At 70.8% G+C, this 23850-nt stretch carries 16 protein-coding genes, 2 tRNA genes and 3 pseudogenes; 15 read left to right on the top strand and 6 right to left on the bottom strand.

The features are described 5' to 3' along the window. Together ACWCP0_RS38760 and ACWCP0_RS38755 are read left to right on the top strand one after the other, a co-directional pair. Positions 1–1207: Fic family protein (locus ACWCP0_RS38760; RefSeq protein ID WP_451083425.1), on the top strand; the 1207-nt coding region annotated here is incomplete at its 5' end. A 192-nt stretch (positions 1208–1399) separates the two neighbouring features. Further along, positions 1400–1582 (top strand): hypothetical protein, encoded by a 183-nt coding sequence (locus ACWCP0_RS38755; RefSeq protein WP_451083424.1) that lies wholly within the window; start codon positions 1400–1402, stop codon positions 1580–1582. 34 nt (positions 1583–1616) lie between these two features. Here the strand turns inward: ACWCP0_RS38755 and helR are convergent, their stop codons facing one another. The 3 genes and pseudogenes from helR to ACWCP0_RS38740 form a co-directional block, all read right to left on the bottom strand. Further along, positions 1617–3770: an RNA polymerase recycling motor ATPase HelR gene (helR, locus tag ACWCP0_RS38750; protein WP_451083423.1), complete on the bottom strand. Its 2154-nt coding sequence runs from the start codon at positions 3768–3770 to the stop codon at positions 1617–1619. A 235-nt stretch (positions 3771–4005) separates the two neighbouring features. Continuing rightward, positions 4006–4467, bottom strand: a pseudogene (locus ACWCP0_RS38745) (M4 family metallopeptidase); the annotation flags it as partial. Between the two features lie 69 nt (positions 4468–4536). Next, positions 4537–4668, bottom strand: coding sequence for a hypothetical protein (locus ACWCP0_RS38740; protein ID WP_451083422.1), 132 nt, complete (start codon positions 4666–4668; stop codon positions 4537–4539). Positions 4669–5431: 763 nt separating this feature from the next. Here ACWCP0_RS38740 and ACWCP0_RS38735 point away from each other — a divergent pair. The 12 genes and pseudogenes from ACWCP0_RS38735 to ACWCP0_RS38680 all read left to right on the top strand — a co-directional run bounded on the left by ACWCP0_RS38735 (position 5432) and on the right by ACWCP0_RS38680 (position 18469). After that, positions 5432–5508, top strand: a tRNA-Met gene (locus tag ACWCP0_RS38735). 669 nt (positions 5509–6177) lie between these two features. Continuing rightward, complete coding sequence (locus tag ACWCP0_RS38730) at positions 6178–7248, top strand: LacI family DNA-binding transcriptional regulator (protein WP_451083421.1); 1071 nt, start codon at positions 6178–6180, stop codon at positions 7246–7248. Positions 7249–7548: 300 nt separating this feature from the next. Further along, complete coding sequence (locus ACWCP0_RS38725) at positions 7549–7890, top strand: ABC transporter substrate-binding protein (RefSeq protein ID WP_451083420.1); 342 nt, start codon at positions 7549–7551, stop codon at positions 7888–7890. Continuing rightward, complete coding sequence (locus tag ACWCP0_RS38720; protein WP_451083426.1) at positions 7848–8792, top strand: extracellular solute-binding protein; 945 nt, start codon at positions 7848–7850, stop codon at positions 8790–8792. Before ACWCP0_RS38725 ends, ACWCP0_RS38720 begins: the two co-directional genes overlap by 43 nt. A 3-nt stretch (positions 8793–8795) precedes the next feature. Next, positions 8796–9785, top strand: a pseudogene (locus ACWCP0_RS38715) (carbohydrate ABC transporter permease). Then, positions 9782–10654, top strand: a complete 873-nt coding sequence (locus tag ACWCP0_RS38710; protein WP_451083419.1) for a carbohydrate ABC transporter permease — start codon at positions 9782–9784, stop codon at positions 10652–10654. Before ACWCP0_RS38715 ends, ACWCP0_RS38710 begins: the two are co-directional and overlap by 4 nt. 216 nt (positions 10655–10870) lie before the next feature. After that, the gene (locus tag ACWCP0_RS38705; protein WP_451083418.1) at positions 10871–11614 is read left to right on the top strand and encodes a hypothetical protein; all 744 of its coding nucleotides are present in this window, start codon (positions 10871–10873) and stop codon (positions 11612–11614) included. A 1-nt stretch (position 11615) separates the two neighbouring features. Continuing rightward, a complete protein-coding gene (locus ACWCP0_RS38700; protein ID WP_451083417.1) occupies positions 11616–13763 on the top strand; it encodes a glycoside hydrolase family 3 N-terminal domain-containing protein in 2148 nt (715 codons plus the stop codon). 488 nt (positions 13764–14251) lie between these two features. Continuing rightward, positions 14252–14397: pseudogene (locus ACWCP0_RS38695) on the top strand (carbohydrate ABC transporter permease); the annotation flags it as partial. A 45-nt stretch (positions 14398–14442) separates the two neighbouring features. Then, a complete protein-coding gene (locus ACWCP0_RS38690) occupies positions 14443–15921 on the top strand; it encodes a sulfatase family protein (RefSeq protein WP_451083416.1) in 1479 nt (492 codons plus the stop codon). 14 nt (positions 15922–15935) lie between these two features. Further along, positions 15936–17576: an alpha-amylase family glycosyl hydrolase gene (locus tag ACWCP0_RS38685; protein WP_451083415.1), complete on the top strand. Its 1641-nt coding sequence runs from the start codon at positions 15936–15938 to the stop codon at positions 17574–17576. Further along, positions 17573–18469 (top strand): formylglycine-generating enzyme family protein, encoded by an 897-nt coding sequence (locus ACWCP0_RS38680; RefSeq protein ID WP_451083414.1) that lies wholly within the window; start codon positions 17573–17575, stop codon positions 18467–18469. Before ACWCP0_RS38685 ends, ACWCP0_RS38680 begins: the two co-directional genes overlap by 4 nt. Here ACWCP0_RS38680 and selB read toward each other — a convergent pair. From selB to ACWCP0_RS38665, 3 genes are all read right to left on the bottom strand, one after another. Then, a complete protein-coding gene (gene selB / locus ACWCP0_RS38675) occupies positions 18453–20240 on the bottom strand; it encodes a selenocysteine-specific translation elongation factor (RefSeq protein ID WP_451083413.1) in 1788 nt (595 codons plus the stop codon). The genes ACWCP0_RS38680 and selB overlap by 17 nt on opposite strands. A 2-nt stretch (positions 20241–20242) precedes the next feature. Further along, positions 20243–21517, bottom strand: a complete 1275-nt coding sequence (selA, locus tag ACWCP0_RS38670; protein ID WP_451083412.1) for an L-seryl-tRNA(Sec) selenium transferase — start codon at positions 21515–21517, stop codon at positions 20243–20245. Between the two features lie 68 nt (positions 21518–21585). After that, positions 21586–21679: transfer RNA gene (locus ACWCP0_RS38665), tRNA-Sec, on the bottom strand. A 233-nt stretch (positions 21680–21912) separates the two neighbouring features. Between ACWCP0_RS38665 and ACWCP0_RS38660 the strand changes: the two genes are divergently transcribed. Continuing rightward, entirely contained in the window at positions 21913–23805 is a 1893-nt protein-coding gene (locus ACWCP0_RS38660) for a glycerophosphodiester phosphodiesterase family protein (protein ID WP_451083411.1), read from the top strand. Positions 23806–23850 lie beyond the last annotated feature (45 nt).

The raw sequence follows: 23850 nt of genomic DNA, 5'->3' as shown, positions 1-23850 counted from the left end.
CTCACGCCGTTCCATCAGCCCCAGCACCGACGGCATCGCACCCTCCTCGATCAACAGCAAGCCGTCCGCTGCCTGCCCCTACCCCTCCGCGATCATGCCCCGCACACGAAGAAGCCCCTGCTCATCGAACAGGGACTCCCTTTGCCACAACGCACTCACCACCCCTGAGGAGACGCTCGCCCGTGTCGTCGCGGCACTGTTCGAGTGGCGCGGTTGGCTGGAGAGTCTCGCCGGGTGGTTCGAGGCGTACCCGCTGAAACCAGGAGCCGTCGAGGACCAGCGGATCTTGTGGGAGCGCGCCGCCCGAAACCTCATCCTGCAGGTGGCCGACCGCACTGGCTGCGGCAGCGGGTGGCACGGGCACTGCCGTCAAGTGCTCACCTGGTTCCTCAGCCGCTGGGGAGTCGCACGCGACGTCGCACAGGATCTGGTCGACCAGGCGATCGGCGGGCGGTTCCGTAGCTGGACCGGCCCCGACATGGCGCTGGTCGAGGACGTCGCGGAGCGGCTCGCGCTGTCGGTGCGGCCAGACGACGGCGCACGGTCTGGCGAGCCCGCGCCGGACCACCTGAAGCGCTGGCTCGCGGTGCGCGAGGCCGTGCCATGGCATGAGGGCCCGGACGGTGGCGCGGACGGACCGGTGACCCCGTCGTGTGACGGCGCGGCGGAGGACATCCGCGCTTTCGACGGCGCCGTGGACCCTGCCCGCGCAGAGGGCCTGCTCGCCGCTCTGGAGCTGATGCGGGCCGATGCGGCGCGCGGCGCCGCCCTCGACTTCGAACTGCTCCGCGGCTGGCAGCAGCACGTCCTGGACACACCGCAGCCACCGCCGTTCCGCAGCTTGCCCGCCTTCGCCAAGGGGGGCCGGGAACGCTACGGCATCGGTCCGAACACCCGCGCCCGCCTTGATGTCTGCCTGGCCGAGAGCGCAACGGACGGCGGGCGGCCCCTCCCCTTGACCGTCCGCGCCGCACGCGCCTATCTCGACGTCTGCTTCTTCCATCCCTTCGATGATGGCAACGCCCGGTCCGCCTTCCTCGCTCTCGTCTTCGTCCTCGCCCGCGAGGGCGTCGCGCTCAACGAGGTCGGCCTGCTCCGTCGCATCACCTTCCAGGCCGACGACCCCCAGGACGCGTTGATCCTCGCCCGGTACATCGACGTCCACCTGGCGGAGACCCGACGCAGTGGCGCGTCCCTCGGCTCCTAGGCATGGCGTGCCGGTCGAGGTCGTTCCGACCGGCACGCCATGTGGGGAGGTCCATCATGATCCGGCTGGTACTCGTGTCGGTGGTGACCTCGTGCTCGCCTCGCTTGGTGTCGCGGCGGACGACCGCGTAGCCGCCCTCTTCGAGCACGACCACGGACAACAGTGAAGTTGCCTTCCCGGTGCGGCGCCGGCATGACCACCACCGCGGCGGTCCCGATCCCCATGGTCCTCGCCTACCGCGCCGCAACGCCCGAGAACCTGCTCCCGCTCGGCCGGGTCGTCGACCTCCCCGCACCCGGATCGTCATCGGCGCCTGACTCGGCCCGGCGCGGAGCGCGAATCCCGGGCGAACTCCTTCGATGGCGGTTCTCATGATCGTCGGGCGGCGATCATGTTGTCTTGGCCGACGTCAGGAGCTCGTGAGGATGACGAGTTGCTGGGTCGCTCGGGTCATCGCGACATAGCGGTCGACGGCTCCTTCAATGCCCTTGCCGAACGTCTCCGGGTCGATGAGGACGACCAGATCGAACTCGAGCCCCTTCGACAGTTCCGGCGTCAGGGACCGGACGCGGGATGTCGCCCGGAACGTGGGATCACCGATGACGCAGGCGATTCCGTCGGCATGTCTGGCGAGCCAGGTGTTGAGGACCGAGTCCAGATCCACAACAGATCCGTGTACGACGGGGATGCCGTTGCTGCGGATGGAGGTCGGCACATTGGCGTCCGGGAGCACAGCGCGGATGGCCGGCTCGGCTTCCGCCATGACTTCTTCCGGCGTGCGGTAGTTGATGCTCAGGGAGGCCACGGTGATCCGGTCGAGCCCGACCCGCTCGAGCCGTTCCTGCCACGATTCCGTGAACCCGTGCCTGGCCTGGGCGCGGTCACCGACAATGGTGAAGCTTCGGGACGGGCAGCGCAGCAGCAGCATCTGCCACTCGGCGTCGGTCAGTTCCTGAGCCTCGTCCACGATGATGTGCGCGAACGGGCCGACGAGAGGTTCCGGGTCGATGCCGGGCAGTGCGCTCTCGTCGATCAGGGTGTCCTGCAGGTCCTGTCCGCGCAGCATCCCCACCGCGCCTTCGCTCTCGTCGATCAGGACGTTCTGCAGCAGGCCGTCGATGGCGTCGGCCCTGCGCGCACGTTCGGCGGCGACAGAGGCGTCGTGCCGACGCCTGCGTACTGACGCCTCCGGGTCGCCGAGCCGCTGCCGTGCCGCGTCCAGGAGCGGCAGGTCGGACACCGTCCAGGCCTGGGCGTCCTTGCGCTGCAGTTTGCGAACGTCATCGGGACTGAGCCAGGGAGCGCACTTGCGCAGGTAGGCGGGCACCGACCACAGATCTCCTACGAGATCACTCGCTTCCAGCATCGGCCACGCGCGGTTGAGGGTCTTGATCAGCTCTCGGTCCTGCAGCAGCGACCTTCTGAGCAGGTCGGGCGGGGCGTCACTGTCGTCCTTGTCCATCAGGATCGTGAGCAGCTCCTCCCGGATCTGGTCGCGCGCCTCGTTGTGCGGAGTACCTGGTTCCACTGCTTCGAACGCCGCCGCCCAATCGTTGGGGCTCAGCCAGATGTCGGACCAGTGGCTCGAGACCGTCATCCCCTCGGTGGGCGGCTCCTCGTAGATGCCGACGGCCGGCTCGATCGCCTTCACCAGGTCCGCGGACGACTTCAGAAGGGCCACGCTCGGGTCGGTCTCGATCGCTGCTCCCGCTCCCTCGGTGACGAGGTCGCGCAGGGTGCAGGTCTGCACGCCCTCCTCGCCGAGGCTGGGCAGGACATCGGCGACGTAGGCCAGGTAGGGCTGGTGCGGACCGACGAACAGCACGCCGCCCCGACGGTGACCGAGGCGAGGGTCGGAGTAGAGGAGGTGGGCGGCGCGGTGCAGGGCGACGACGGTCTTGCCCGTACCCGGACCGCCGTCGACGACGAGAGCGCCGCGGGATCCCGCCCGGATGACGGCGTCCTGGTCGGCCTGGATGGTGGCCAGCACGTCGCGCATCCGAGCCGACCGGTTGCTGCCCAGGCTGGCGATGAACGCGGACTGGTCGTCGAGCGCGGCGTGCCCCTCGAGCCCGTCGGCGGTGAACACTTCGTCCCAGTAGTCGCTGATCCGGCGGCGGGTCCAGCGGTACCTGCGGCGGCTCACCAGACCCATCGGGTTGGCGTGGGTCGCCGCGAAGAACGGCTCGGCCGCGGGGGAGCGCCAGTCGAGCAGCAGCCGACGCCCCGCGCTGTCGGTGAGGCCAAGTCGTCCGATGTACACGGGCTCGGGGTTGTCCGTACGGACGATGTGTCCCAGGCACAGGTCCAGACCGAAACGACGCAAGGCGCGCAGGCGACCGGTCAGGCGGTGGATCTCCGAGTCCCGGTCCATCGCCTCCCGGCCGATGCCGCCGGGCGCCTTGCGCTCGGCCTCGAGGCGGTCGGACAGTTCGGCGATCGCCTGCTCGAGGCTCTCCGAGATGGCCGCGAAGTGCTGCTCGTCGCCGTCGATCAGCTCCGGGTCGGCCTTGGGGGAGAGACGGTCGGGAAGGTCGAACGCACTGGTGGTCAAGGGGTTCATGGCATCAGCTCCGGTCCGAGATCGCTGCCGCGACGGCCGGCGGCGCGCACACCCGCATCTCGGTGCCGAGTGCCCGCACCCGCGGTGTGCGTCCCACCACCGACTCGACGTCACCGCACGACCCATGAACTGACAACAGCACACGCACTTCGTGAATCTCCCATTTCTGCAGGTTCTGACCTCGGCCCGCGATTCTGCCCCACGACCGGGGCCTTGCCGCAAGCCCCCCAGTGCGCTATAAGTTAAAAGTGGCAAGGAGTGGGTACTCCCCTTTGCCTTCATCGATGTAGCCGGACGCCGGGTCGTCCATGGCGACACCCTTGTCCGGAACCTCCATGGCGTTGCCGAAGTAGTCGGAGATCGCCTCGTTCAGCGCGCCCGGCTGGTTGAGAGAGACGAGCCCGGCGGAGTGCTCGGTCACGCCGTGGGTCATCTCGTGACCGACGACGTCGAGGCCCACCGACAGCGGCACACCGTCCAGGTGCCCGTACACCATCTTCGTGCCGTCCCAGAAGGCGTTGGCGTAGTCGCTGCCGTTGCTGGCGACGTCGACGACGGAGTGGATGGTGCCGCCCTTGCCGTCGATCGAGTCGCGGCCGGTCTGCTCCTTGTAGTACTCGTACACCTTCGCTGCGTTGACGTGGGCGTCGACGGCGCCGGAGCTGGAGTGCGCGCCGTCGAAGCGGTCCGTGGCGGAGGTCGCGACCTGTACGTCCGCGGGGACGGGGCCGCCGGCGAGTTCCCGATAGTTCTTGCGCTGCGCGTCCTAGGTGCGAATCTGGCCGCCGGTCTGCGGGAACATCGCGCGCGTCGAGTCGACCAGCGTGTACGAACCGTCAGCCTGCCTGTCGGCCAGGAACGCCGACCCCGTGACCGCTGCCACGACACCCGTGGCCACGGCGCGGCGTATGCCTCATCTCCTGACAGCACCCTCCCCATCACACATCGAGACGCGGGACTCAACAGTCCCGCGCAGTTGCTGTGCTGATGGTTCGACAGGGTTGGTGGCTGCTACAAGGGATCTTCGTGGCGTGTTCACGCCCGGGCGGGAAGGCGCCTGCTGCTTGTCAGTCCAGCCACTTTGCCCGCGCCGCATGCCAGCCGAGCTGGAAGCGGGGCTCCGCGCCCAGGCGACGCAGGGCACCCTCCCCGGCACGGCCCCAGGGCGGTGTCGGCCAGCGTCCGGAGGGACACGCATCAACGGGCCGGACCCGGCTGCCCCGCGCAGCCGACCGGCACCAGAGCGTGACGACGATCAGCACACCCACCACCAGCCGACACCGGCCACGCGGAGCAGCACTGGGCGCGGGCTTCCACCTGCACGCCCACGCCACCCCTCCACGGTGGGCAGACCCCACGCCGGACACCACGCCTTGCTGGGATCGCTTGGCTGATCAGAGACGCTCGAAGGAGCCTGGGGGCACTGGCACTGCGGCGGGCACGGCGCCCGTGCGGCGCGAAAGGCGGGCATCGTCGACAAGATGTCACCGCCCATGGATGAAGCAACCGTCTGCGGCTGAACCACATGCGCCGTCACCGACCTCGGCAGAGGCCCGCTTCACCGGCAGGGAGCCGCTGCTGCAGCTCGGGCGTCGGGATCGTGAGCGCGGTGTCTGCGGTTCGGGGACTGTCCTACCGTGCCGTACAGTAGGCGTCACCGACGCGGGGTGGAGCAGCTCGGTAGCTCGCTGGGCTCATAACCCAGAGGTCGCAGGTTCAAATCCTGTCCCCGCTACCAACTCCGGCCCCCTCGACGCATCGTCGAGGGGGCCGGAAGCATGTGGGTCGGCGCTACGGAGCGGTGGCCGCCGCGACCGACCGCAGGGCGATGTCCGTCTGTCCGTCGTCGTACCGCACCGCCTCACCCGGCAGGATCGGCAGGCCGCTTCCCGTCCTGCCAGGCGGCATCGATCCGGCGCGCCTGAAACGGCATGCCCCGTCGGCCGGGCAGAAGAGCCGTCGGGTCGATCTCGGTGAGCACATCGTTGATGTCCCGCTGGGCGGGGCACTCTGACCTGCGGGCATCGGGGGAGCTTCCCTCATCGGCGCACGTACCGCAGGGTGTTCGGGCCAACCGGGCTTTCGCGCTACGCCTGGGTGCAGGGGCGCTGGATGTTCGCGTACACGCGGGGACCTCGTGCGCTGGGCCTTCAGCCGCCTCGACCCGGCCACCCCAGCCGGTAGCGGCGCGCCGTGGGCGCCGACTCGCCGTGCGGCGCCCCAGGGCGGTCCGGCGAACCGCGCGGGTGTGTGCCGCCCGCACCGCGCCCACCGCTCCGGTGCTCGGTTGTCATCGCGGCACCCCGCCCTCTACCCTGAATGCGCTTCCACCAGCAGCGATCCACCAGATGCACCGGATCCACCGGATTCTTCAGCTTCAGCAGGCACCAAGGGGGGCGGCTTCACCATGGGCGACCCCACCGTGTACGACGTCGCAGAGCGCGCCGGCGTGTCCATCGCGACAGTCTCGCGCGTCTACCGGAGCCCCGACACGGTGCGTGCCGCGACGCGCGAGAAGGTGCATTCCGCGGCGCGGGAGCTGGGGTACGTGCCCAGTGCGAGTGCGCGGGGGCTGGCCAGCCGGGCGACCGGGGTGCTCGGGCTGTGCTTTCCCGACTTCGCCGATCCGGAGGCAGAGGCAGAGGCCGAGGGCGCTGCGGACGCCGACGAGGCGGAGATGAGTTTCTACGGGGACGAGGTCATCCGCGGGATGGAGCGCAGCGCCCGGCGGCACGGGTACGCGCTGCTCATCTCGGCCGCGCACGCGGACCGGGCGGGTGAGTCGATGGCGGACGTGGCCGGGCGGGTCGACGGCCTGGCGATCCTTGCCCAGCAGGTCCCGGCGGCGGTGCTGGATGTCGTGTCCCGGCGCATTCCGGTGGTCGTGCTCGCGGGCCACACGGCCCCCGGCCTCGACCGGATCGAGGCCGCGAACTTCGACGGCCAGCTGGAACTCACCCGGCACCTGATCGACGACCACGGGCTGCGCCGCCTGGCTTTCGTCGGGGGTCCCGAGGACTCCCCGGACGCGGCCGCCCGGTTCCGTGGCTTCCAGGCGGCCCACCTTGCTGCGGGCCTCCCCCTGCCCGAGCAGCCCGCCGCGCGCGGTGACCTGACCGTGGCCTCCGGCCGTAGGGCGGTGATGGATCTGCTCGACCGGGAGGGTGAGCGCCCGCAGGGCTTCGTCTTCGCCAACGACCAGATGGCCGTGGGGGCGCTCTATGCCCTCGCCGAGCGGGGGGTGGCCGTCCCCGACGACGTGGTGGTCACCGGGTTCGACGGCATCCCGCTGAGCCGCATGGTGAGTCCTGCCCTCACCACCGTGCGGCAGCCGATGAGCCGGCTCGGAGAGGAGGCGGTGGAACTGCTGATCGCCCGCCTCGCCGACCGCAGCCGGCCGGCCACGGCGCGTATCCTCCCGACGGCCCTCGCGCGGCGTGCCAGCTGCGGCTGCGCCGCACAGGCAGCGCAGGCCTGACCCCAGGAACGGTGGGGCGTCTGTCCCGTCGCTCCGCCCCTCGTATGCGCATTCATCCGGGCTTCGCCGGTTTCCTGACGCCGGTCCCCGTCGCGCACATGCCGACGAGCGGACGGTCCGCACTCATGTGAACACCCAGTTCGGCCAAGGTTTCGACGGGTTTACGGAAGCGTTATCGAGCCCCCCTTGTGTGAACGAGGGCTCTCCTGGAAGGTCATGTATGCGCTTACAGAACGCTCGTAGGCGACACATATGACCCGCACGACCCGCACGACTGCGCGAACTCAAGGAGGAGCCCGCATGTCCCGCAACGCCCTGTCCCTCACCACCACCGTCGCCGTTGTCTCGGCGCTCGGTCTGACAACCGCCTGCGGCAGCAGCGGCGGCGGCCAGGTGGGTGCGGACGCGAAGCAGACGCTCACCGTGTGGGCCATGGGTGAGGAGGGCGCGCGGATCGAGGGTGTCGCCAGAAAGTTCAACGAGAAGTACCCGGACATCACCGTCAAGGTGACCCCCATCGGCTGGGACGTCGCCCATCAGAAGCTCCTCTCCGCCGCGGCCGCCGACAAGCTGCCCGACATGGCGCAGCTCGGCTCGACCTGGGTGGGCGAGTTCATCGACCTCGGTGTCCTGGCGCGGTAGTACAGCACGCGGGTGTCGACGTACCACGGAACGCCGTACACCTCGCCGTCCTTCTCGTTGCCCTTCCAGGCTGCGGGGAAGAAGTCGTCCGCCGTGAAGGCCTTCGTGTCCACGGCACCGACCTGGCCCAGCAGGCCGGGGTCGGCAAGGCGCCCCTGAGCTGGGACGACCAGCTGGCTCTCGCCGAGGCGTTGAAGAAGCTCGACAGCACCAAGTGGGCCATGTCCCAGCCCGCCGGCGGCCAGGGCGCCTGGCAGAACTGGCTGCCGTACCTCTTCTCGGCGGGCGGCACGCTGCAGGGCGCGGACGGCAAGCTCAAGTTCGACTCGCCGGAGGCGGTCACGGCGTTCACCGAGTACGCCAAGTACTTCGACAAGGGCCTGTCGAAGAACACCCCCGCCGCTCCCGGCTATGACGTGATCAAGGACTTCGGCGCCGGCCGGGTGCCGATGTTCGCCTCCGGCCCGTGGATGGTCCAGAACATCACCGACCAAGCCCCGCAGCTCAAGGGCAAGTGGGCCGCCGTGCCTCTCCCGGCCGGCAAGCGGCCCGCCTCGATCATCGGCGGCTCCTCCCTCGTCACCTTCGAGAGCAGCGAGCACAAGGCGGCGGCCGAGGAGTTCACGAAGTTCCTCACCAGCGCGAAGACGCAGGCCGACTGGTATGAGATGACCAAGTCGCTGCCGGCCAACAAGGCCGCATGGCAGGAGCCGGCCCTGGCGCAGGCCGACGTGGACGTCTTCCAGAAGTCGCTGGACGCGGCCGTCGAGACCCCGCCGCTCGCGCAGTGGGAGCAGATCGCCCACGAGATCGACGTCACCCTGGAGAAGCTCGCGAAGGGCGGCGACCCCGCCGCGCTCGCCAAGCAGCTGCAGCAGAAGACCGAGGGCATGGTGGCCTGAGGCATGAGCACCACCACCAAGCCCGCCGCCTCCGGCCGGCCCGCCGCTGTCACGCGGCGGCCGGCCGGGGCGGGGGGCCGGGCGCCGGGCGGGGGGCCGCTGCGGAGGGACCGGCTCGCCCGGCACAACCTCGCCGGGTGGCTCTACTCCACCCCGTTCCTCGTCTTCTTCTTGACCTTCATGGCGTTCCCGATCGTGGCGACGCTGGTGATGAGCTTCACCGACTTCGGGCTGCGCAACGTCACCAATCCGCTGAGCGCGGAGTTCACCGGCCTGGAGAACTACACGAAGCTGTTCGAGGACGAGCAGTTCCTGCGGGCGCTGTTCAACACCGGCTAGTTCGTTGTGCTCGGCGTGCCGCTCACCATCGGCAGTGGGCTGCTGGCGGCGGTGCTCCTGAACTCCGGCATCGACCGGCTCCGTACCTTCTTCCGGGTCGGTTTCTACGCCCCGGTGGTCACCGCCATCGTCGCCGTCGCCGTCGTCTGGCGCTTCGTCCTCGACCCTTCCGAGGGTCTGATCGCCGGACTGGCGAGGGAAGTGGGGCTCACCGCCCCCGACTTCCTCGCCTCCGAGGCCCTCGCCATGCCGTCGCTGATCGCGATGGCGGTCTGGCGCAACATGGGTACGGCGATGGTGCTCTTCCTCGCCGGCCTCCAGGCCATCCCCACCGAGGTGCGGGAGGCGGCGAGGATCGACGGCGCCGGGGCCTTCCAGGAGTTCCGCAGCATCACCGTCCCGTTGCTGCGGCCCACCATGCTCTATGTCGCGGTCATGACGACCATCGGCTTCCTCAACGTCTTCGAGGAACCGTTCGTGATGACCAACGGCGGCCCCTCGGACAGCACGCTGACGGTCTCCCTCCTCATGTACCGGGAGGGCTTCAACTTCTTCCACCTGGGCTATGCCAGCTCGATGGCGTACACGCTGTTCGTGATCATCCTGGCCGTCACGCTGCTGCAGCTGCGACTGCTGAAGGACAAGACCAAATGACCACCACGACCGCACCTGCGAACCGGTACGCCGCACGCGACCGACGTGCCCGCCGCACCAAGGCCGCCACGTACGCACTGCTCGGCCTCGGCATGCTGATCATGACGGCGCCGTTCGTCTGGATGGGCCTCTCCGCCTTCAAGACCGAGCAGGAACTGTCGTCGAGTCCACCCGTGTGGATCCCCACCGACTGGACGCTCGCCAACTTCCGCGAGCTGCTGGACCTGCTGAACGTACCGCTCTACTTCTTCAACTCGACGGTCGTCGCGGTTTTCGTGACCCTCTGCAACCTGCTCTTCTGCTCGATGCTCGGGTACGCCCTGGCGAAGCTGAACTTCCGCGGGAAGAAGATGGTGTTCGGCATCGTGATGGCGGCACTCATGGTGCCTGGCAACCTCATGCTGATGCCGCAGTTCGTGATGATGAGCAAGCTGAACCTGATCGACACCTACGCGGCCCTGATCCTGCCGTCCGCCGCCGGTGCCTTCGGGGTCTTCCTGATGCGGCAGTTCATGTCCGCCGTGCCCGATGAACTCCTGGAGGCCGCCCGGGTGGACGGTGCCGGCGAATGGTACATCTTCTGGCGGATCGTCATCCCCCAGGTGAAACCCGCCCTGGCCACCCTGTCGATCTTCGTCTTCCTGGGCTCCTGGAACAACTTCCTGTGGCCGCTGGTCGCCACGAACGACGCCGACAAGTACACGCTGCCGGTGGCGCTGGCCACCTTCGCCATCGACCCGACCAAGGCCGACGGCTCCAACGGTGTGCTGATGGCCGGTGCGCTTCTGGTGGTGCTTCCAGTGCTCATCGTCTTCGTCGTCCTGCAGCGGTTCTTCACGCAGAGCATCGCCACGGCGGGCCTCAAGTAACGGGCGCGCCCCGGCCGGCGAGCCCGACCCGCGCGCTCCCCGCCGGCGCGCCCCTGATCCGTACGGGGCCGGCAGCAACCTGACGGCTGTCGGCCCCGTACGACCTTCCCTACGCACGAGCCCCATCCACATCACGCCGCCCTGCCCTGTAGCGCCCTGCACGGCATGCACCGTCCCCGCACACATCATCTGCTGCCAAGGAGGTTGGACCGCTCCATGCACCGCCGTACCTTCCTCGCCGCCGCGGACGGCGCCACCGGGGCCCTCGCGCACAGCGCCGCACCCGCCCATGCCCGCGTTCCCCCGCAGGACGTCGAGACCCTGCTCACCCGATGGTTCGCGGACACCTACCGCTCGCTCGAGGCCATGGTGGCCGACAGCGGACTCCCCGCCGACAACATCCGGCTCGGCGGTGAGCGCCCCGAGCTCACCGACACGGCGTACGCCGACGGGGGGCGGCTGATGCACGCCTTCAACATCTCCTCCGACTACGGCCAGGAGCTCACCGTCGCGGAGCGCGGCAAGCCGCTGTTCGGCGGTGAGCGGCTGCATCTGCCCGGGCGCGGCGCGGCGATGCTTCCGCTGGGGCTCACGGCCGGCCGCCTGCGGATCGCGTACGCCACCGCCGAGATCAGCGCCGTGTCGGACGGGCGGGTGACCTTCCGCGCGCTCGGTGACGAGGCCGTGGTGGCGGTCGAGGGCCGTGCCGCGCTGCACCGGCGCCAAGGTCTCCGTCGAGGGCGGGCGCACGGTGCTGCGGGTGCTGCGGCCGGAGTTCACGGTGTAGCGGGGCTGAGCTCCGCCGGCGCCGGCCGGCAAAGACGCGCCGGCCGGCGCCACGCCCAGCGGTACCGTGCCAACGCAACGCGCTCGCGCGGGATGTTTGCAAGCAATGATGTATGCGCTTACATTATGGGCTGTCAGCCCTGCCATGGCAGCGCGAACAAGCAGAAGGATTGAGATGTTCGGCGGACCGTACGAAGACAAGGTCAAGGACCTGCTCAGCAGGATGACGGTCGAGGAAAAGCTGGGGCAGCTCCAGCAGTTGACCTGGACCGGCGACACCGGCCCGGGCGGCGGCCAGACCGAGGAGGTCGAGCGCGCTGCCCGTGCGGGTCTGCTCGGTTCGGTGCTCAACCTGCACGGCGCTGAGCACACCAACGCCCTGCAGCGCATGGCCGTCGAGGAATCCCGGCTGGGGATCCCGCTGCTCTTCGGCCTCGACGTGATCCACGGCTTCTGGACCACCTTCCCGATCCCGCTCGCCCAGGCATCGAGCTTCGACCCGGCCGTGGTCCAGCGTGATGCCGAGGTGTCCGCCAAGGAGACCCGTTCCAACGGCGTGCGGTGGACCTTCTCGCCGATGATGGACGTCACCCACGAGCCCCGCTGGGGCCGGATCGCGGAGAGCTGCGGCGAGGACCCGTATCTGAACGCGGTCCTCGCCGTGGCCAAGGTCCGCGGCTACCAGGGCGACGACCTGGCCGCCGACGAGAACGTCGCGGCCTGCGCCAAGCACTTCGTCGCCTACGGCGGCGCGGAGGGCGGACGCGACTACAACACCGTCGACGTCTCCGAGCAGCGGCTGCGCAATCTCTACCTGCCGCCGTTCCAGGCGGCCGTCGACGCCGGTGTGGCCACCGTCATGGCGGCGTTCAACACTGTCAACGGCGTCCCTGCGCACGGAAACCCCCACACGCTGACCGGCATCCTCAAGGAGGAGTGGGGCTTCGACGGGCTGGTCGTCAGCGACTACACGGGCGTCGAGGAGCTGATCGCGCACGGTTACGCGGCCGACGGCGCCGACGCCGGGCGCCTCGCCCTGATGGCCGGCGTCGACATGGAGATGGTCAGCACCCACATCGCCGGCCACGGTGAGCGGCTGCTCGCGGAGGGGAGGATCACCGAGGACCGGCTGGACGACGCGGTGGCCCGCGTCCTGCGGCTGAAGTTCGCGCTCGGGCTCTTCGACGACCCGTACACGGACGAGGCCTCGGCCATCGGTGCGCCGACTCCCGAGGCCCTGACGGCGGCTCGGGAGACCGCCGCCCGCTCCATGGTGCTGATGAAGAACGACGACGGCGTCCTCCCGCTCGACGCGGGCGCCGGCTCCATCGCGGTGGTCGGCCCGTTCGCCGACCACACCGATCTGCACGGCACCTGGGCCGGCCCCGGCTGCCGCCGTTTCCCCACGGTCAGCGTGCTCGACGCCGTCCGCGCCGCCGCCCCCGGTGCGACGGTCACCCACGCCGGTGAGGACATCGCGCAGGCGGTCGCCGCGGCCGAGGCCGCCGAGGTCACCGTCGTCGTGGTCGGCGAGGAACCCGAGCTCAGCGGCGAGGCCGCAGTGCGCAGCGAGCTCTCCCTGCCCGCCGGGCAGGAGGAGCTGATCGCCGCCGTCGCGGCCACCGGCAAGCCGTTCGCGGTCGTGCTGCTGAACGGCCGGCCGCTCACGATCGGCGACTGGGTGGACCGTGTCCCCGCGCTGCTCGAGGCGTGGCACCCCGGAATGGAGGCCGGGAACGCGATCGCCGACGTACTGTTCGGGGCCGTCAATCCCGGCGGCAAGCTGCCGGTGACCTTCCCCCGGGCCGTCGGCCAGATCCCGGTGTACTACAACCGGGAGAGCACGGGACGCCCCTACGACCCGGCGCAGGCGGACGAGAAGTACGTCTCCAAGTATCTGGATCTTGCCGACGGGCCGCAGTTCGCCTTCGGGTACGGCCTCAGCTACACCACGTTCGCCACCGGCGAGCCGCAGCCGGACCGGCAGGCGGTCACCGTGGACGAGCTCGAGAGCGGTGCGCGCGTGGGGGTCCGGGTGACCGTCGCCAATGCCGGCACGGTCTCCGGCGACGAGGTCGTCCAGCTCTACGTCCACGACCCGGTGGCGAGCATCGCCCAGCCGATCCGCCGGCTGCGCGGGTTCAGCCGGGTCACGCTCGAGCCCGGCGAGAGCACGGTGGTGCACTTCACCCTGGGCGCCGAGGACCTCGGCTACTGGACGAACGACCCGGCGGGGCGCTTCACCGTCGAGCCGGGCCGGATCGACGTGTACGCCGGTACGAGCTCCCTGGCCGAGGCCCGCTGCACGCTGACGATCGGCTGACGTCGCCGTCGCCGGCCTGTCTGCCCAGCCGCCGGTCCGCCTGCCTGCCAGTGCGGGAAATCACACACTCCGGGCTCTTCGGGGCTGATGAAACATAGTGTGTTCGGCGGCCTGCACGGGCAGGCGAGTCGCGCTCGTCCGTACGGCCGGGTGACGCGATGCCCGTCCGTGCGATCGGGCGACGTGATGCCCGTCCGTCCCTCGCGTACGGCTCCGGCCGCCGGCCGAAGGCTCTCCGACACCGCAAGGGGCGACCGGTGACATATGCGCTTACACAGGTACTCGAGGAGGAGTTCCCCTTGCCCCGCACGGCCAGGAAGGCGCGAGCGGCCGTCGCGGCCGCCGTCGTCGCGGTGATGCTCGCGCTCGGCGCGTGCGCCGGCGGACCCGTCCGGCAGACGGCACTCGGCGAGAAGCAGACGCTCACCGTATGGGGCATGGGGGAGGAGGGGCAGCGGCTGGGGGAGCTGGCCGAGGACTTCGAGCGCACCCTCGCCACCGACCCGACCAAGGCCGCCGGTTCCAACGGCGTGCTGATGGCCGGAGCGTTTCTCGTGGTGCTGCCGGTGCTCGTCGTCTTCGCCGTCCTGTGCGCCACTTCACCCAGAGCATCGCCGCCGCGGGTCTCAAGTAGCCGCCACGCTCCTTCACCGCCCCTTCCTCCGGAGGACCACCGATCATGACCGCTACCGCTCCACGGCGGCCGAACATCATCCTCTTCATGACCGACGACCACGCCCCGGCCGCCATCGGTGCCTACGGCAGCGTCATCAACAAGACCCCGGCGGTGGACCGGCTCGCCGCCGAGGGAACCGTCTTCGACAACACCTTCTGCACCAACGCGATCTGCTCGCCCGCCCGGGCCACCCTGCTCACCGGCACCTACAGCCATGTCAACGGCATGACCTCGCTGGAGGGCCCCACCCACAAGTTCGACGCGAGCCAGCCCTCGTTCCCGAAGATGCTGCAGGAAGCCGGCTACCAGACGGCCATCGTCGGAAAGTGGCACCTCGGGCACGGCGCGGACCACGACCCCCAGGGCTTCGACTACTGGGAGATCCTGCCCGAGCACGGCGTCTACAACGACCCCGATCTCGTCACCGCCGAGGGCAGGAAGAAGTACCCCGGCTATGTCACCGACATCATCACCGACCTCGCGCTGAACTGGCTCGACAAGCGGGACCCCGACAAGCCGTTCTGCCTGCTCGTCCAGCACAAGGCCCCGCACCGCGCGTTCGAACCGGCCGAGCGCCACACGCATCTGTACGAGCACGAGGACATTCCCGTACCGCCCACCCTGCACGACGACCTGGACGGCCGCGCTCCCGCCGCCCGCGAGGCCGAGATGAGCATGGAGGACCTCACCGACGAGGACCTCAAGGGTGTACCGGTTCCGCCGGGGCTGTCGCCGCGCGAAGAGCGCGAGTGGCGCTACCAGCGCTACATCAAGGACTACCTCCGGGTCGTCGCCGCACTCGACGAGAACGTGGGCCGGGTGCTGCACTACCTGGACGTCACCGGCCTGGACGCGTCGACCGCCGTCGCGTACACCTCCGACCACGGCTTCTTCCTCGGCGAGCACGGCTGGTTCGACAAACGCTTCATGTACGAGGAGGGCATGCGCATCCCGCTGGTGCTCCGCTGGCCCGGCGTCGCAAAGGCCGGCTCCCGCCACGAGGAGCTGGTGGCGAACATCGACTACGCCCCCACCCTGCTGGACATGGCCGGCCTGCCCCCGCACCCGCGGATGCAGGGCCGGTCGCTCGTGCCGCTGCTGAAGGGCGACGACCGGGGCGACGCGACGGGCGTCTGGCGGGACGCCGTCTACTACCGCTACTACATGCACCTGGACGTCTGCCACAACGTCCAGGCCTGCTACGGCATCCGTACCCGGACGCACAAGCTCATCCACTACCCCGGCCACGGCTCCGGCGCCGACGGGGCCAAGGACGCCCCGCGCACACCGGCCTGGGAGTTGTTCGACCTCACGGCGGACCCGAACGAGTTGCACAACCTCTACGACGATCCGCAGCACGCGGACCTGGTGGAGAAGCTGACCGTCCGGCTCGCCGAACTCCAGCGCCACTTCGGCGACACCCCGGAGGGCCTGCTGCCCGCGACGGCCGCCGCCCCGTCCATCTCCTCCTGCTCTTCCTGAAGGGAAGCGACCCCATGACGACAACCCGCCCGGATCGCGACGCCCGCCCGGCAACCGAGTGGCTCGCCGACGCCGTTCTGTACCAGATCTACCCGCAGAGCTTCGCCGACGCGGACGGCGACGGCATCGGCGACTTCGCCGGCATCGAGCAGAAGCTCGAGCACCTCGCCTGGCTCGGCGTGAACACCGTCTGGCTCAACCCCTGCTTCGCCTCGCCGTTCGAGGACGCGGGCTACGACGTGTCCGACTACTTCACCGTGGCCCCCCGCTACGGCACCAATGACAGCCTCGCCAAGCTCGTCGACAGCGCCCGGAGCAGGGGCATCCGCGTGCTGCTCGACCTGGTGGCGGGCCACACCTCGGACCAGCACCCCTGGTTCACCGCGTCCGCGAACGACCCGTCCGACCACCGCTACATCTGGACCCCGGCCGACGAGCACCCCGGCGACGGCTTCCAGCCATCGCCCGGCACCCGCCCCGGCTGGTACAAGCCGAACTTCTTCCCCAGCCAGCCCGCCCTCAACTTCGGCTACGCGCGCACGAACCCGGACGAGCCCTGGCGCCAGCCGACAGACGCCGAAGGACCGCGCGCCAACCGCCAGGCACTGCGCGAGATCATGGACCACTGGCTCGACCTGGGCCTCGCCGGCTTCCGCGTCGACATGGCCGCCTCGCTCGTCAAGGACGACCCCGGCCACGCCGAATCGGCCAGGCTCTGGCGCGAACTGCGTGACTGGCTGGACAGGACGCACCCGCAGGCGGCACTGCTCTCCGAGTGGGGCGACCCGGCCGTCTCCGTACCGGCAGGCTTCCACGCCGACTTCTTCCTGCAGTTCGGCGCCGACGACGACGGTCTGAAGCTGCGCTCCTTGTGGAACAACAACACCGGCACCGTGAGCGAGGCATGGGCCCCGCTGGAGCCCTACTTCGGCGAAGAAGGCGCCGGCTCCCCGCAGACCTTCCTCGACGGCTGGCGGACCGCCACGGGTGCGATCTCCGCCGCCGGCCGCGGCGGCTTCGTCGCGCTCCCCACCGCCAACCACGACTTCTCCCGACTCGCCTGCGGCCCGCGCACCGCCGAGCAACTGCCCGCAGCCTTCGCCTTCCAGCTGACCTGGCCGACCCTCCCGGCCGTGTACTACGGCGACGAGATCGGCATGCGCTACGTCCCCGGCCTGCCCGAGCACGAGGGCAGCGTCCTCGGCGCCCGCTACAACCGCGCCGGTTCGCGCACCCCCATGCAGTGGGACGACACCGAGAACGCCGGCTTCTCCACGGCCCCCGCCGAAGACCTCTACCTCCCCATGGACCCGGACCCGGCCCGCCCCACGGTCACCGCCCAGCGCGCGGACCCCACCTCCCTGCTGCATCTGGTGCGCCGCCTGATCGCGCTGCGCAAGGCCACGCCGGAACTGGGTAGTTCGGGCGAAGTCGAGGTGCTGCACACCGCCTACCCGCTCGTGTACGTGCGAGGCGGTCGCTATCTGATCGTGATCAACCCCCGCCGGGAGAAGGCGGAGTTCACACTCCCCGAAGGAATCGGGGGCGACCCGGTGGAGGCGTCGGGCGTCGAGGTGCACGACGGACTGGTCAGGACCGCGGGCTTCGCGTACGGCATCTTCACCGTTGCCGGAGCGGGAGCACGACGAGCGTGAGCAACGGCCCGGGCCTGTCTGCGTGCTGCGCCCCGAAGCGAGAGCGGCAGGGGAGTCCGCCGGCAGCGTCACCGACCCCGGACGCCGCCACGACCGTGGAACCTCACGGCGGCTGGCGCGAACTGCCCGGCGGCGCCTTGCTGATGGGCAGCGAGGACGCCCCGTATCCGGCGGACGGCGAGGGACCGGTGCGCGAGGTGACGGTCGACCCCTTCACCATCAGTGCCACGGCCGTCACCAACAGGGAGTTCGCAGCCTTCGCCGACGCCACCGGCTACCGCACGGACGCCGAACGCTTCGGCTGGTCCTTCGTCTTCGCAGGCTTTCTCCCGGACGGCTTCCCGCCCACACGCGCTGCCGCCGCCACCCCCTGGTGGCGCCAGGTCCACACCTCCGACTGGCGCCACCCGGAGGGGCCCGGCTCGGACGTGCTGGGCCGCAGGGACCACCCGGTGGTGCACGTCTCCCACAACGACGCCCTCGCGTACTGTCGTTGGTCCGGGACGCGACTCCCCACCGAGGCCGAGTGGGAGTACGCGGCCCGCGGCGGCCTGGAGGCCAAGCCGTTCCCCTGGGGCGACGAACGCGACCCGGCCGGCGAGTACCGCATGAACATCTTCCGCGGTGCCTTCCCGGACCGGAACACCGCGGCGGACGGCTACCCCGGCACCTGCCCCGTGGACGCCTTCCCGCCGAACGGCTACGGCCTGTTCAACACGACGGGCAACGTGTGGGAGTGGTGCGCGGACCTCTTCGCCCCGGGCGCGCGGGTCCTCAAAGGCGGGTCCCACATGTGCCACGAGTCGTACTGCCTCCGCTACCGCACCTCGGCCCGCATGGGCAACACGCCGGACAGCTCCAGCGGGAACACGGGGTTCAGGGTGCTGCGGTGACATGCGCCGGCCTGGTGCGCGGTGCGCACCGGCGGCGCTTGTCGGGAAGCAACTGGGTGATGCCCTGACCGTCGCAGTGCTCCAGCAGGGGAACGGTGACGCGTCGGGTGGTGTCCAGGGCACGGCTCGCCGTTCCCACGGTGAACGGCTGGTCGAGTTCGCTCAGTCGGTCGGCCGCCAGCCGGGGGGCGTCCGGCAGCAGCACCACGTGCTCCGCGAGCCGCAGTACCGCTCCGTGGCGGACCGCCGCGGCGAGCTCGCGGTGGCCGAGGCCGAGTTCCGCGAGCCGCTGGGAGTGGGGGGCGGCGAACGGCCGGCCAGCGAGCTCGGTGGTGAGTCGGCGCACCGCGTCCGCAACAGCGGCGGGCAGTGCCGGGGGCCCGGCGGTCACGCGTCCGCGGCTCACCTGCAAGGGCGGTGCGACCAGTGCCTCCACGAGGGAAGCGGAGGGCAGCCCGAGACGGTGCCGAGCGGTTTCCACCGGTACGCCCTCCTCGGTGGGCCGCTCAGAGAGGAAAGCGGCGACCAGTTCGGCCAACCGGGCGCGCAGGGCGGTCCAGTGGGCGGGCTCGGCGAGCCAGTCGCCGGCGACCGGCGTGGTGTGGACGGCCACCCCCATCGCGGTCAGCTCCCCGCGCCTGACGAGCAGTCGCCGCCGTAGCTCGTCCGCCTCGCTCGGAGTGCCGCGAGCGTCGCCCAGCTCGGCCGCCCGCCGTGCCGCGGCGCCGCGGCGCCGCAGGTCCGGTGGCCGAGGGTCGAGAACCGTCAGGCCGGCCAGCACCCGCCGCAGACCGGGATCGCGCAGCACCGCGCGGTCACCGATGCGCAGCGGCAGCGGCGCCGGAAGCGTCAGCCGGACGACGTCCGCACCGAGCGGCCGTACGCGTACCGGCACGGCCGCCGAGCCGATGTGGGCCACAGCGGTGCGGGGCAGCGCAGCGGCCGGTGTTCCGCCGTGCACGCGCACGTCGCAGCGCAGGCAGGGGAGAAAGCTGTCGGGGGTGAGCAGTGCGTCGCCGCGGCCGGTCGACTCCTTCTCAAGACCGCGGAGGTTGACGGCGACCCGGGCGGTTGCCCGTACCAGGCCGGTCTCCTCGCCGAGGGCCTGCAGCGCCCTGACGCGCACGGAACGGCCGGAGCGGGCGGTCACCAGGACGTCGCCCCGCCGGATCCGCCCCGCACCGAGCGTGCCGGTGACCACCAGCCCGCTGCCGCGCACGGTGAAGGAGCGGTCGATCCACAGCCGCACCGGGGCGTCGGCGTCCCCGTCCGGCAGCCGCGCGGCCAGCCGGCCGAGGCCGGCGCGCAGCTCGGCAAGGCCCGCGCCGGTGCGGGCGCTGACGGCCACGGCCTCGACGCCGTCGAGGGTGCTGGACCGGATCCGCTCCAGTGCCTGTGCCGTGGCGGGGCCGGGGTCGGCCAGGTCGCAACGGGTGACGGCGAGCAGTCCGTGCCGTACGCCCAGGGCGTCCACGGCGGCGAGGTGCTCGGCGGACTGCGGCTTCCAGCCCTCGTCCGCGGCGACGACGAACAGCACGGCGGGCACGGGCCCCACGCCGGCCAGCATGGTGGGGACGAACCTCTCGTGTCCTGGGACGTCGACGAACGCGAGCCGCTCGCCCGAGGGCACATCCATCCATGCGAAGCCCAGGTCGATGGTCAGACCACGGCGCCGTTCCTCCGCCAGCCGGTCGGGGTGGGTGCCGGTCAGCGCGTGGATCAGGGTGCTCTTGCCGTGGTCGACATGCCCGGCGGTCGCGATGACCCGCATGCTCACCGACCCGCCGCGCGCAGCACCGCGGCGAGGACATCGTCGTCGCACGCCTCCGGCACACACCGCAGGTCCAGCAGCAGCCGGCCGCGCACCACCCGGCCCAGCACGGCAGGTTCACCGGTGCGCAGCGGCGCCGCCAGGTCGTCGGGCAGGCTGAGCGCACAGGACGGCAGAGCGGTCCCAGGGGCGCCGCCTCCTCCGACCACCGCCTCGCAGGGCACGACGCGCGCGTCCAGGCCCCGCCGCGCAGCGCCCTCGGCCAGGCGCAGCGTCCGTACGCGCAGCTGCGGCAGCGGCATGTGCACGGCGGCGTGCACGGGTGGCTCGGGACCGCGCAGCGTCGCCTCCAGCGCGGCCAGGGTGAACTTGTCCACGCGCAGGGCACGGGCCAGCGGATGGCGGCGCATCCGCTCCACCAGGGCAGCCCGGCCGAGGACCAGCCCTGCCTGCGGACCGCCCAGCAGCTTGTCTCCGCTGGCGGTCACCAGCGTGGCCCCGGCGCGCAGCGTCGTGGCCGCGTCCGGCTCGCCCGGCAGCACCGGGTCCGGCGCGAGGAGACCTGATCCGATGTCGACCACCACGGGCAGGCCCAGCGACGCCAGTTCTCCCGCATCCACGCCCCGGGTGAAGCCGCTCACCGTGAAGTTCGACGGGTGGATCTTGAGGATGAATCCGGTGTCCGGGCCGACGGCGTCCCCGTAGTCGTCGAGCCGGGTCCGATTGGTGGTGCCGACCTCGCGTATCCGGGCGCCGCAGGAGGCCAGCAGCTCTGGTATCCGGAAGCCGTCACCGATCTCCACGAACTCGCCCCGGCTGAGCAGGACGTCGCGCCCCGGGGCCAGCGTCGCCACGGCCAGGGCGAGGGCGGCGGCTCCGTTGTTGACCACGTGCACGGCCTCGGCGGCCGGTACCGCCTCCCGCAGGGCCGCCATGGCACTGCGGCCGCGCGACGCCCGTCTGCCGGTGCTCAGGTCCAGTTCGACGTCCGTGTATCCGCCGGCCGCCGCCATCGCCTCCAGCGCGAACCGCGACAGCGGAGCCCGCCCCAGATTCGTGTGCAGCACCACGCCGGTGGCGTTGTGCACGGGGCTCAGCCCGGACGCGCCTGCGGGGAGCGCGGCAAGCGCGGCACCGACGGCGTCGTCCGGCCCGATCCGTCCTTCGCGTACGGCCTGCTGGGCGGTGGCGACCGCGGCCTTGACGACGGTCCTGCCCAACTGCGCGGACGCCTCGCGCAGCCTGGGATCGCCGAGCAGCAGCGTGGTGCTCGGCACCTGTCGCCGGGGATCCGCCGGCGGCTGCCGATGCCCGTCCGCCACCCGCGCCACCCCGATCGAAGTCAGCGGAGGCGGACGGGAATCGAACCCGCCTGGCCCGGTTTCCGGACCACACCGATTTTGAAGATCGGGAGGGGCACCAGCCCGCCCAACGCCTCCGGGGCACGATTGTGATCCCCGTACGCTGCCGGGGCAAGAGTTGACTCCTCTTCCTCCCTGAAGGGGAGGGGATTCCTCGCTCGTGTTGCCAGCGGTCCGGCGGGCCGGCAGATGGTCGGCGCGGTTTCCGGCTGCCGAGCGGAGGCTGCGGTCTCCCTTCACCAGCCTGCGGTTTCCCGATCTTTCACGATCAAGATGCTCACCGGACGACAAAGCCTTCTAGCTTCGTCGTCATGATCTCCCGTTCCCAGTCCCGACCGGCCGGCGTCGCTACCGCGCTGGCCGCCGTCGGCTCTCTCGCGCTGCTGTCCCTCGCCCCGTCCGCCCACGCCGACCCCGCTGTCGAGCCGGGCGACGTCGTCGTCTCCGAGAACTTCGACTCCGGTGCGCTTCCCGCCGGTTGGCGGGCCATCGACGGGGAGTGGCAGGTGCACAATGGTCGGCTGGTCGGCTCCGCTGCCTCCGGCACCAAGAAGCTGACCTTCGGCTCGCACCTGAAGAACTACCGGTTCGAGGCGACCGCGCGCTTCGAGTCCGTCAACGAGGCCACCCGCTGGTTCGCACTGGGCCTGGACGTGCCGGCCTCCGGAGCCACTCCTTGGTGGATCGCCACCCTGCGCAGCGGCAGCACCGCGTCCAACGGCGTGGAGTTCGCGCAGCTGACCCCGGCCGGCGCGTGGAACGTCACCAACACCACCTCCGCCCCGCAGGCCGCCGCGACCGGACGGGACGTCAAGGTCCGCATCGAGGTGCACGGCCACCAGGCCGCCTGGTTCCTCGACGGCAAGCAGCTGATGAAGACCAACCAACTCCAGCGCTCCGCCGACGGCGGCCTCGCCTTCGTGGTCAACGGCGCGAAGGTCTCCTTCGACGACGTGAGGGTCACCGCGCTCGGCCCGAACGGCTACCTGCGCCCCGAGGGCGCCCCGGTGACCGTCATCGCGCACCGCGGTGCTTCCTCCGCCGCTCCGGAGAACACCATGTACGCCCAGGAGATCGGCCGCCGCGGCGGCGCCGACTTCATCGAGAACGACGTGCAGCTCAGCAAGGACGGCGTGCCGTACCTGATGCACGACAACACCGTCGACCGCACCACCGACGGCACCGGCGACATCACCACCCTGACCTCGACGCAGATCGACGGGCTGGACGCCGGCTCCTGGTTCGCCCCTGCCTTCGTCGGCGCGCGCGTCCCCACGCTCGCCCAGCAACTTGCCGACCTGCGTACCCGCGGCGGCAACCTGCTCCTGGAGGTCAAGCGGGCGGACACCAAGGAGCAGGTCGCCAAGATGATGGACGTTGTGCGCGCCGAGAAGATGACCGACCGCGTCTTCGTGCAGAGCTTCAGCCAGGACCACCTGCGCTGGGTGTACGAGCTGGCGCCGGAGCTGCCGCTCGGTCTGCTCACCGGCAGCCTGCACGCCGACCCGGTGGCCGTGGCCAAGGACCTGCACCTGACCTCCTACAACCCCAGCGGCGGCGCCCTGGAGGCCCGGCCGGAGGCCGTGGCGGAGCTGCACAAGGCCGGCGTGGCCACCATGGTCTGGACGATCGACTCCGCCGCGAAGTGGAAGCAATACGACGAGTACGGCGTCGACGCGATCATCACCAACCGGCCCACCGAGCTGACCGGCTGGAGCCAGGCCAAGGCGCAGCAGGTCACTCCGCAGACGGCAGCGGCCGTCACCTCGCCGGCCGACGGCGCCGTGTTGGACCGCGCCCAGCGCCCCGTTCTTGCCGTGGACACCGACAACGCGGATGCCACGCAGACGGAAATTGCCGTGGACGGCGTGGCCCACAAGGCCGGGCAGGCGCTGGATCTGACGAAGCTGGCCGCCGGTGAACACACCGTGACCGTCAAGGCGACCGGTGCCTCGGGTACCGCCACGGCCACCAGCACCTTCACGGTCAAGGCCGACCAGGCCGGCCTCGGTCACCTGATCCTGACCTCGCAGGGCAAGCCGACCACCGTGTCCGTGCTGCTCTCCGAGCTTGCCGGGGGCAAGTACGCCCTGCTGGCGAAGACCGCGGAGCTGGCCGGCCGGCACGGCGGTCTGCCGGCGGACGCCGCGAAGCTGATCGCCGCCGACGCCCGTCAGCTTCTGTCCGAGGCGGACAACCGCTGACGTCCCGTTCCCGGCCCGGGGGGAGCCGGGCCGGGAACAGCCCTT

Source organism: Streptomyces sp. NPDC001970 (assembly GCF_053594115.1).
This window is presented reverse-complemented; position numbering and strand designations above follow the sequence as displayed.

Coding starts and splice junctions, on each gene's coding strand:
- ACWCP0_RS38690 (WP_451083416.1), top strand. CDS start 14,443: ATGACCGCTACCGCTCCACGGCGGCCGAACATCATCCTCTTCATGACC.
- ACWCP0_RS38705 (WP_451083418.1), top strand. CDS start 10,871: ATGCACCGCCGTACCTTCCTCGCCGCCGCGGACGGCGCCACCGGGGCC.
- ACWCP0_RS38725 (WP_451083420.1), top strand. CDS start 7,549: ATGTCCCGCAACGCCCTGTCCCTCACCACCACCGTCGCCGTTGTCTCG.
- ACWCP0_RS38685 (WP_451083415.1), top strand. CDS start 15,936: ATGACGACAACCCGCCCGGATCGCGACGCCCGCCCGGCAACCGAGTGG.
- ACWCP0_RS38730 (WP_451083421.1), top strand. CDS start 6,178: ATGGGCGACCCCACCGTGTACGACGTCGCAGAGCGCGCCGGCGTGTCC.
- ACWCP0_RS38710 (WP_451083419.1), top strand. CDS start 9,782: ATGACCACCACGACCGCACCTGCGAACCGGTACGCCGCACGCGACCGA.
- helR (WP_451083423.1), bottom strand. CDS start 3,770: ATGAACCCCTTGACCACCAGTGCGTTCGACCTTCCCGACCGTCTCTCC.
- ACWCP0_RS38700 (WP_451083417.1), top strand. CDS start 11,616: ATGTTCGGCGGACCGTACGAAGACAAGGTCAAGGACCTGCTCAGCAGG.
- selB (WP_451083413.1), bottom strand. CDS start 20,240: ATGCGGGTCATCGCGACCGCCGGGCATGTCGACCACGGCAAGAGCACC.
- ACWCP0_RS38660 (WP_451083411.1), top strand. CDS start 21,913: ATGATCTCCCGTTCCCAGTCCCGACCGGCCGGCGTCGCTACCGCGCTG.
- ACWCP0_RS38755 (WP_451083424.1), top strand. CDS start 1,400: ATGACCACCACCGCGGCGGTCCCGATCCCCATGGTCCTCGCCTACCGC.